We start from the raw sequence: 8,273 nt of genomic DNA, 5'->3' as shown, positions 1-8,273 counted from the left end.
CAGGCTGGCGCCACACCGGCCATCGCCGACACCGCCCTGGTACGCCAGCGCCAATACAAGGAAGGCTGGGGCCTGGCCTGGGAGCAGGCGCTTACTGACGACATTGGGGCCTTTGCACGCATCGCCCGCAGCGATGGGCAAAGCGAGGTCTACGCCTTTGCCGAGATTGATCAGTCGCAGTCGGCCGGCACACTGATTCAAGGCAAAGCCTGGGGCCGCGCAGCCGATACCTTGGGGCTGGCAGTGGCCCGTAACGGGCTGTCTACCGCACACCAACGCTATCTGGCATCAGGTGCAGACGGTTTCTTTGTGGGTGATGGTGCGCTGAGCTACCAACACGAACACACGCTGGAGGGCTTCTACAGCCTGGGCCTGCCGAATGGCTGGCTGCACCACAGCACCGTGACGCTCGATCTTCAGCGCATCAACAACCCGGCCTACAACCACGATCGCGGGCCCGTCAAAACAATGGCCATCCGCCTGCACACAGAGATTTGAGCTCTCTGCGGCAGGGCCGGATGGCCCTTTCCTGAACACCTCAAGTTCTTGGATCAGCGCTGTGCCACGCGTGCCATGGCCTGATCACCAGCCATCCCACCCATGCTGGACGAACCTGCACCAGTGGTCTTGCCTGAAGCCTTGGCGCCACCGCACTTCACGAAGTTGTAGTCAGCCTCGTTCACAGTGCGGGTCTCCATCCAGTAGCGCCAGGTCGACTTCGGCCAGATCGCGAAGTTGATGCCATCAGCAGTCTGGTACCAGCTCTTGCAACCCGAGCTCCACACGGTGCCCTTGAGCGCATCGCCCATCTCACCCAGGAAGCGAACCATGGCCTGGGGCTTGACGTCGATGTAGTCCACGCCCTTTTCCTTGACCTTCTTCATGCACTGGATGATGTACTCAGCCTGTGCTTCGATCATGAAGATGATGGAGTTGTGGCCCAGGCCGGTGTGTGGGCCGACCAGTTGGTACATGTTCGGGTAGTTGGCCGTGGTGATGCCCAGGTAGGACGTGGGGCTGACCTTCCAGTCCTCCTGCACGGTGTGGCCGTTCAGACCACGCATCTCGAAGCTCTTCATGTAGATGCGAGGGTCCACGATGAAGCCGGTGCCCAGGATGATGCAGTCCAGCTTACGTTCCTTGCCATCACGGGTGATGATGCCGTCAGGCGTGATCTCGCGGACGCCATCGGTCACCAGCTCCACGTTCTGACGGTTGAAGGTGGGGTACCACTTGTTGGAGATCAGGATGCGCTTGCAACCCAGGGTGTAGTCGGGCGTGAGCTTCTTGACCAGCGCGGGATCCTTTACCTGGTAGGAGATGAACTTCTTGAGCAGGCCTTCACCGATGCGGGCCATCCAGGGATTCAGGATGGGCCACACGCGCGATTCGTTGGTCCAGTACAGGCGCCAGCGGTGCAGGGTGCGGGTGAAGGGCAGGGCCTTGAAGGTCCACTTGCGGAAGGCCGAGTAGCCGCGCTCATCACGCGGGATGACCCACGCCGGTGTGCGCTGGAACACATGCAGCTTGCCGACCTTGGGCGCGATCTCGGGCACATACTGAATGGCCGAGCCGCCGGTACCGATGGAAGCGACGTTCTTGCCGGTCAGGTTGTAGCTGTGGTCCCAATCGGCCGAGTGCATCACCTTGCCCTTGAAGTCCTTCAAGCCCTTGATGTCGGGGATGGCAGGCACGTGCAGCGGGCCGGACGCCAGCACCCAGTGGCGGGCCATGATGGTTTCGCCGCCCACGGTCTTGATGACCCACTTGCCTGTGCCTTCATTGAACACGGCGCTGACCACTTCCTGGTTGAAGTGGATGTGCGGACGCAGGTTGTACTTCTTGACGGTGTCCAGGATGTACTGCTGGATTTCGTTCCAGGGGGCGTAGCGCTTGGTCCAGTCCGACTTGGTCTCGAACGAATACGAGTACATGTGCGATTGCACGTCGCAAGCAGCGCCGGGATAGTGGTTGTCGCGCCAGGCGCCGCCCACTTCGCTCTTCTTCTCCAGAATCAGGAAGTCGTTGATGCCGTTCTTTTGCAGCTGGATGGCCATGCAGATGCCACCGAAGCCGGCGCCCGCGATGGCGACCTCGACCTCACGGACGGGGGAAGAAGAAACGTTTTGATCAGTCATGGCGGCACCTTTGGTGAATAGGTTTGTGGGTGCGTCGCCTCGGCCTCCCTGTTCGGATCCGAGACGACTTGTCTCCGAGCGCATGGCCATGTTGCGCCCCGGGTCCTCAAATCACCATGTTCAGTTCTGACAGGAAATTGATCGTTTCGGCCACATGGCCGCATTCACCCCCCATCCAGCGGTAATTGTTGACAAATATCAAACTGCCTCCACCCAGGCCCGAAGGACGCCGCGCATGCTAAATTCGGCGTTGAATTGACTTTTTCGGCCAACGCACGGCATGACCACCCGCTCCATCCTCGGTTTGATCTACATGGTCCAGGGCCTCAAGCAATTGGGCGAGGACCCGGAGCCCGTGCTGCAACGCCATGGCCTGTCTGGTGACAAGCTGGATCCGACCACCCGCATCGAGCGCGCCCGCGAGTTGCGCATCTATGCCGATTGGGCCGAGACGCTGCACGATCCACTGACCGGACTGAAGATGGGGGCCTTCTTCGGGCTGGCGGGGTACGGTCCGTTGGTGATGCTGCTGATGACCTGTGCCACGGCTTATGAGGCCCTGCAGACCGGCATCCGCTACCAGCGCCTGACTTATCTGTATGGCACGCTGCGCCTGGAACCAGGCGAGCGCATGAGCGCGCTCATCCTCGATCCGATGATGATGGGCCCCAAGGCCTTCCGTTTCCGCGTCGATGGCGAGGCCTCCGGCACCTACAAGATGGTGCGCGACATGCAGGCCACCATGGGCCTGAACCTGCGCGCCGAGCGGCTGGACATGCCTTACCCCAAGCCCCCCGAGGCCGCCGCTTACGAAGAGCACTTCGGCTGCCCCGTGCGCTGGGGCGAGCACGAGGTGCGCTTCTGGCTGCGCAACGAATATCTGCAGATCAAGCTGCCCACGGCCGATCCAAACGCGCACGCCATGTACCGCACCATGTGCGATCAGCAACTCAAGCTGCAGGAGGCCACCAGTGCCTCGCTGGCAGACCGCGTGCTCAACCACCTGGGCATGTTCAACAACCACTTCCCTTCTGCAGAAGAGGTGGCCAAGTCCTTCGACATGTCCGAGCGCAGCCTGCGCCGCCAGCTCAGCGAAGACGGCCGCAGCTTCCGCGACCTGCTGGCCGATGCCCGCTACGCCAAGGCACGATACCTGCTCAAGAACACCAGGCTGCCGATTGAAGACATTGCGGCGCAGATCGGTTATGCGGAATCGGCCGCCTTCATCCATGCGTTCCGACGCTGGGCGGGGGCCACGCCGGGTGAATTCCGCGACCAGTAAGCCGCGCCAGCCTCGCACCGCCTACAATCGCGCCCCCCGATTCGACTTTCCTTTTCGGCTTTCCCTCCAGCAGTCACCGTTCTCCGCCCATGAGCTATTGCGCCATCGACTTCGGCACCTCCAACTCGGCCATCGCCATCGCTCGCCCAGCCGCAGACGGCCAAGGCGCGGGCATGCGCCTGGTGCCCCTGGAGGGCGAACACCTGACCATGCCCACGGCGGTCTTCTACTGCACCGACGCCGACGACCTGCCCGCCAACACCTGGCGCGGCAGCACCTTCGACGACAACCTGCCGCGCACCTTCGGGCGCGCCGCCGTGCAGGCCTACATCGACGGCTACGAAGGCCGCCTGATGCGCTCCATGAAGAGCATCCTGGGCACGGCCTTGGTTGACCAGACCACCGAAGTGGGCCACGGCTTCGGCGTGAAGTACCTGGACGTCATCACCGGCTACCTGCGCCATCTGCGCAGCCTGGCCGAAAAGGCAGGTAACCAGCCACTGAATGACGTGGTCATGGGCCGCCCCGTGTTCTTCGTGGACGACGATGCCGAGCGCGACGCCGCCGCACAAGCCTCGCTGGAGGCGGCCGCACGGGCTGTCGGCTTCAAGAACGTGTCCTTCCAGTTCGAACCGATTGCCGCGGCCTTCGACTACGAACAGCAAGCCACCAAGGAAGAACTGGTGCTGGTGGCCGACATCGGCGGCGGTACCTCCGACTTCTCCGTGGTGCGTGTGGGCCCCGAGCGCGCCCAGCGCCTGGACCGCCGCGACGACATCCTCGCCAGCCACGGCGTGCACATCGCCGGCACCGACTTCGACCGCCACATCTCGCTGGCCAGCGTCATGCCGCCCATGGGCTATGGTGGATTCGGCCCCAGCATCAAAGGGGCCGACCCGCGCCCCGTGCCCAGCCGCGTCTACTTCGACCTGACCACCTGGCACCTGATCAACACGGTGTACCAGCCACAGCGCACCGCCGAGTTGCGTGCCATGGCCGATTTCTATGGTGACCCAGCACACCACCAGCGCCTGATGAAAGTCATCCAGGAACGCCTGGGCCATGCTCTGGTGGGCCGCGCCGAAGCAGCGAAGATCGCCGTCTCGCAAGGCGGCGATACCGACATCGATCTGCAACTGATCGAGAAGGGCCTGCACAGCCCCTTGCAAGCCGCCCAGGTAGACAAGGCCCTGGGTGCCGATCTGGGCCGCATCGTGGCCTGCGCGCAAGACACGGTGAAGCTGGCCGGCGTGGCCCTGAGCGACATCAGCGCGCTGTACTTCACCGGTGGTTCCACCGGCCTGAAACTGCTGACAGACCAGCTGGAAGCGGCCTTCCCGCAAGCCAAGGCCGTGCGCGGAGACCGCCTGGCCTCGGTGGCCACCGGCCTGGGCCTGCACGCGTCCAGGTTGTTTCAAAGCTGAATCAATTCTGGGCTCAAGGCGCCATTGGCACGCATCTGGTTACAGCCTTGCGCGCCAGCTAGGTGCAAGCCCGAAGAACGGATTCGGACATCGCTGGTCAGAATGGCCCAGGCCATATTTGTGACTTTCATCACAGTTTTCTCGGTTCGCCCTTTCTCTCGTTGAGCAGGCGCGCCAGGCAATGGCACGCATCACCGGCGTCACGGTGAGCAAAACAGTTCCAAAGCGCAAACCGAGGAGACGAACCATGGCCCTGAGCCGCCTTTCATCCAGCCTGCTGATCTTGCTGGCCACCAGCACCCTGCTGAGCGCCTGTGACCTCAATAACGACGACAGCGACCCCGCTGCGAGCGCCACACCCAGCAGCGACACGCCCGCCGTCACGGCCACCAGCAGCTATTTGACCGGTGTGCGCAACGCCCAGGCCGGCGACACCTTCACGGCCGAGCTGGTTCTGGTGGACGATGTCACCGGCACCGAGGTCAAGGCCACGGCGATCGATGCCGGCACCCAACCCAGACTGGCACAAGCCTTCACCGTGTCAGCCGATGGCAAAAGCTACGTGGCAGGCAGGCAGACGGCGGCCTACTACATCTACCAGCACAAGCTCTATGAGCTCTCGTTGGAACATGTCAGCAACGAACTGAGCCAGCCCACACCGCGCCAGATCAGTTCAGAAACGCAAGCCTGCGAGCTCAAGGGTGTGGTGGAAACCGATGCCACGGCCCACACAAGCCTGCTGCGCTACACCAGCGCCGGCCCGGATGGCGATTGCAGCACCCCGTCGGGTGTGGTGAACAAGACAGCCTTGTCGTCGAGCAATGCCACGGTCGCCCCCACCCAGGCTTTCATCGATGTCCAACGTGACAGCGCCGGCGCCATTGCACGTATTCTCAGCCTGGACGTCGACAACAAGCTGACCATCACCAACACCAGTGGCGTCTTGCAAACCACGGCCGTCACCAATGGCAACATTGCTGCCAGCACCTCCGTCACGGTCTTCGGCAAGGTTGCCGGCACCACGGACAAGCTCTATCTGCGCGTTGGCAACGATGTGCGCACCCTGAACTGGGCCAGCGCTTCGCTGGACACCACCGTGCTGGCCTCACCCAATCTGGTTCAAATGCCGTTCGTGCACACCGATGATGAGGCCACCTACTTTGCCGACGTGAGGGCGGCAGCCACCGCCACGGCAGCATCGATCACCCCTGCGGTCGTGCCCGAGGTCCCGGCCATCGAACTGGTGCTTTGGCGACTCAAACCCGGTCAAAGCGCAGCAGAAGAAGTCGCCAGCCTGGGTGTGGGTGCGGCCGAGCAAATGCCTGAGATCGCCGGCCATGCGATGACGCCCAGCTCGCTCGCGCTCGTGATCCGCCGCGATGCCGCTGATACGCTGACCATCATCAAGAAAGCCAACGGCAGCCAGCGCAACATCGCGCTCAGCGGCCCGACGCTGCACATCGACACCCTGGCGCACACGGGCGAGATCCTGCTGGCCAGCCAGCAACTGGTCACTGGCGAAGACGCTGTCTCCGTGACGCGCATCGATCTGGCCAACAACGATGCCCTCAGCATCTTGAGCCCTTCGGCCAGCCTCGTGACCCTCATCAACAGCCCAAGCCGTACGCTGGCAGACGAGTCCGACAACACCCACCTGATCTGGCGCGAAGGCGGCAGTGTGCTCAGCTACAACCTGAGCACCAATGCAACGCCCATCACGATCGCAGACAGCAGCACGCTCAACGGCTGGGACGGCAACACACTCAAGGCCGTCGTCTCCAACCTGACGCAAGGTTTGCTGCGCGGCATCAGCACGGACAACCCGAATGCGGACGCCCTATGGCTCTTCAATGCCAACAAGGCGGTGCCGGCCAGATAAGCCTGGCGAACATGGGCAACACAAGGGCCGGTTGAACCGGCCCTTTTTCATGTCACTTCCACTCTTCTTCGGATTTGGTCGTGCATTCCGGATCAGTCGGGTTCACGTGGCAGCGAATGCGCTTGATCACCTTGAGCCCGCGCTTGTCGTACAAGCCCTGCTGCGCCAGTGCGATGCGTGCCTCACGCAGCATCAGCGTGTATTTGTAGGCGTCTTCCGCGTTGATTTCAATCCATTGAGCGGGCGGAATGGCCGCGTCACCCGTGCGGATCAGTTGCAGCATGCGATCGAACTGCCCCAACCAGTAGGCGCGAGACCACTCCCCGAACCCTTCAGGGAAACGCCCCCGCTTGAACACCATCTGGTAGGAGGCAATCATGATGGGAAAGCGCCCGACACCGCCCTTGGTGCCCAGCCCCTTGTACAACTCCAGCGGCTTGTAGGCCAGCGTGGGCAGGGCGATCATGTCCACCAGACCATTGTTGAACTTGGTGTGCACATTGGTGACATCCGCCGACACGGGCTGCGCGCCAATGCGCTGGATCATCACCGCCTGGGCCTTGTCGTAATCGAAGGCTGCGATGCGCTTGCCGGCCAGAGCCTCTACCGAGTTGATGCGCCGGTCATTCACAAAGGGATAGGCTGGGCCGATCGGCAGGATACCGCCCACCTCGTAGTCGCCCTGCACCATCAACTTGGAGACCAGCGGCGATGGCGTGGAATAGGTCTGGATCAGCTTGCGCAGCACCTCGTAGGAGGCCGGCATGTCGATCGCACCATGGCGCACGATGGTGGTCGCGCCAAATGAATCCACCGAGGCGGCTACGCCGTTGAACTGCCGCGTGCGAAAGGCCGTGGCGATGAAAGCATCGCAGTTGCCGGTGCGGAAGTCTTCCGTCGCAACGGCCTCGCTGGTGTAGGCCTTGAGCTCCACATCCACGCCGTAGCGCTGCATGGCCACGGCATAGTCTTTGGACATGCCATAGGCATCGCCCGAAGTGCCCAGAAAATCGAACACGCAGAACTTTTGCCCCGCCTGAGCAGCGCCTGCCCCCGTCATGATCGCCATCACGACAGGTGCGAGCTTCAACATGCTTTGGATAGTGCCTCGCATACCTGACTCCCACATGGTTCACATGCGTGATGCATGCGAAACAGAAGCCCGGATTATTGACACACGCAAAATCTTATCCAAGCCCTCATACCCTCTCATTCAAGGGCCTCGCCACATTCTGCATGCCCCACAAGGGGTCTTCTGACGCCAACTGAGAACCTGGCCAGTCGCTTATTTCCATTCCTCTTCGGATTTGGTCTGGCACTCGGGATCTGCGGGGTTCACATGGCAGCGGATGCGCTTGATGACCTTGAGCCCCCGCTTGTCATACAGGCCTTGCTGCGCCAGTTGTACGCGGGACTCGCGCAGCATCAAGGTGTACTTGACGGCATCTTCTGGTTCGATGTCGATCCAGGCCATGGGTGGAATGGTCGAATCGGCTGTGCGGATGATCTGCAACACGCGATCAAACTGGCTCATCCAGAACTCGCGTGAC

At 62.2% G+C, this 8,273-nt stretch carries 7 protein-coding genes; 4 read left to right on the top strand and 3 right to left on the bottom strand.

Annotation, left to right across the window (positions count from 1 at the left end):
• The coding region (locus EPO09_RS09515; RefSeq protein ID WP_290642498.1) for a carbohydrate porin at positions 1-498 on the top strand (498 nt) is incomplete at its 5' end.
• A gap of 53 nt (positions 499-551) precedes the next feature.
• Here EPO09_RS09515 and EPO09_RS09510 read toward each other — a convergent pair.
• On the bottom strand, positions 552-2,138 hold the full coding sequence (locus EPO09_RS09510) for an NAD(P)/FAD-dependent oxidoreductase (protein ID WP_290642496.1): 1,587 nt from the start codon (positions 2,136-2,138) through the stop codon (positions 552-554).
• 280 nt (positions 2,139-2,418) lie between these two features.
• Here EPO09_RS09510 and EPO09_RS09505 point away from each other — a divergent pair, with 280 nt between their 5' ends.
• From EPO09_RS09505 to EPO09_RS09495, 3 genes are all read left to right on the top strand, one after another.
• Complete coding sequence (locus EPO09_RS09505) at positions 2,419-3,420, top strand: AraC family transcriptional regulator (RefSeq protein WP_290642494.1); 1,002 nt, start codon at positions 2,419-2,421, stop codon at positions 3,418-3,420.
• An 89-nt stretch (positions 3,421-3,509) separates the two neighbouring features.
• Positions 3,510-4,844: an Hsp70 family protein gene (locus EPO09_RS09500; protein ID WP_290642492.1), complete on the top strand. Its 1,335-nt coding sequence runs from the start codon at positions 3,510-3,512 to the stop codon at positions 4,842-4,844.
• A 247-nt stretch (positions 4,845-5,091) separates the two neighbouring features.
• Positions 5,092-6,723 carry a hypothetical protein gene (locus tag EPO09_RS09495; RefSeq protein WP_290642491.1) on the top strand — a complete coding sequence of 544 codons (1,632 nt, stop codon included), beginning with the start codon at positions 5,092-5,094 and terminating at the stop codon, positions 6,721-6,723.
• A gap of 52 nt (positions 6,724-6,775) precedes the next feature.
• Here EPO09_RS09495 and EPO09_RS09490 read toward each other — a convergent pair whose 3' ends face one another.
• Positions 6,776-7,837: a putative solute-binding protein gene (locus EPO09_RS09490; protein WP_290642489.1), complete on the bottom strand. Its 1,062-nt coding sequence runs from the start codon at positions 7,835-7,837 to the stop codon at positions 6,776-6,778.
• A 171-nt stretch (positions 7,838-8,008) separates the two neighbouring features.
• On the bottom strand, positions 8,009-8,273 hold a 265-nt coding region (locus EPO09_RS09485), incomplete at its 5' end, for a putative solute-binding protein (RefSeq protein WP_290642487.1).

This window comes from Aquabacterium sp., from assembly GCF_004297345.1.
Taxonomy (GTDB): Bacteria; Pseudomonadota; Gammaproteobacteria; order Burkholderiales; family Burkholderiaceae_C; genus Aquabacterium.
Note: the sequence above shows the minus strand (reverse complement) of the source record. Positions and strands in the feature narration are given on the sequence as shown.

What these genes read in the sequence shown, in the direction of transcription:
- EPO09_RS09495 (WP_290642491.1), top strand. Translation starts at nt 5,092, where the DNA reads ATGGCCCTGAGCCGCCTTTCATCCAGCCTGCTGATCTTGCTGGCCACC.
- EPO09_RS09505 (WP_290642494.1), top strand. Translation starts at nt 2,419, where the DNA reads ATGACCACCCGCTCCATCCTCGGTTTGATCTACATGGTCCAGGGCCTC.
- EPO09_RS09490 (WP_290642489.1), bottom strand. Translation starts at nt 7,837, where the DNA reads ATGCGAGGCACTATCCAAAGCATGTTGAAGCTCGCACCTGTCGTGATG.
- EPO09_RS09510 (WP_290642496.1), bottom strand. Translation starts at nt 2,138, where the DNA reads ATGACTGATCAAAACGTTTCTTCTTCCCCCGTCCGTGAGGTCGAGGTC.
- EPO09_RS09500 (WP_290642492.1), top strand. Translation starts at nt 3,510, where the DNA reads ATGAGCTATTGCGCCATCGACTTCGGCACCTCCAACTCGGCCATCGCC.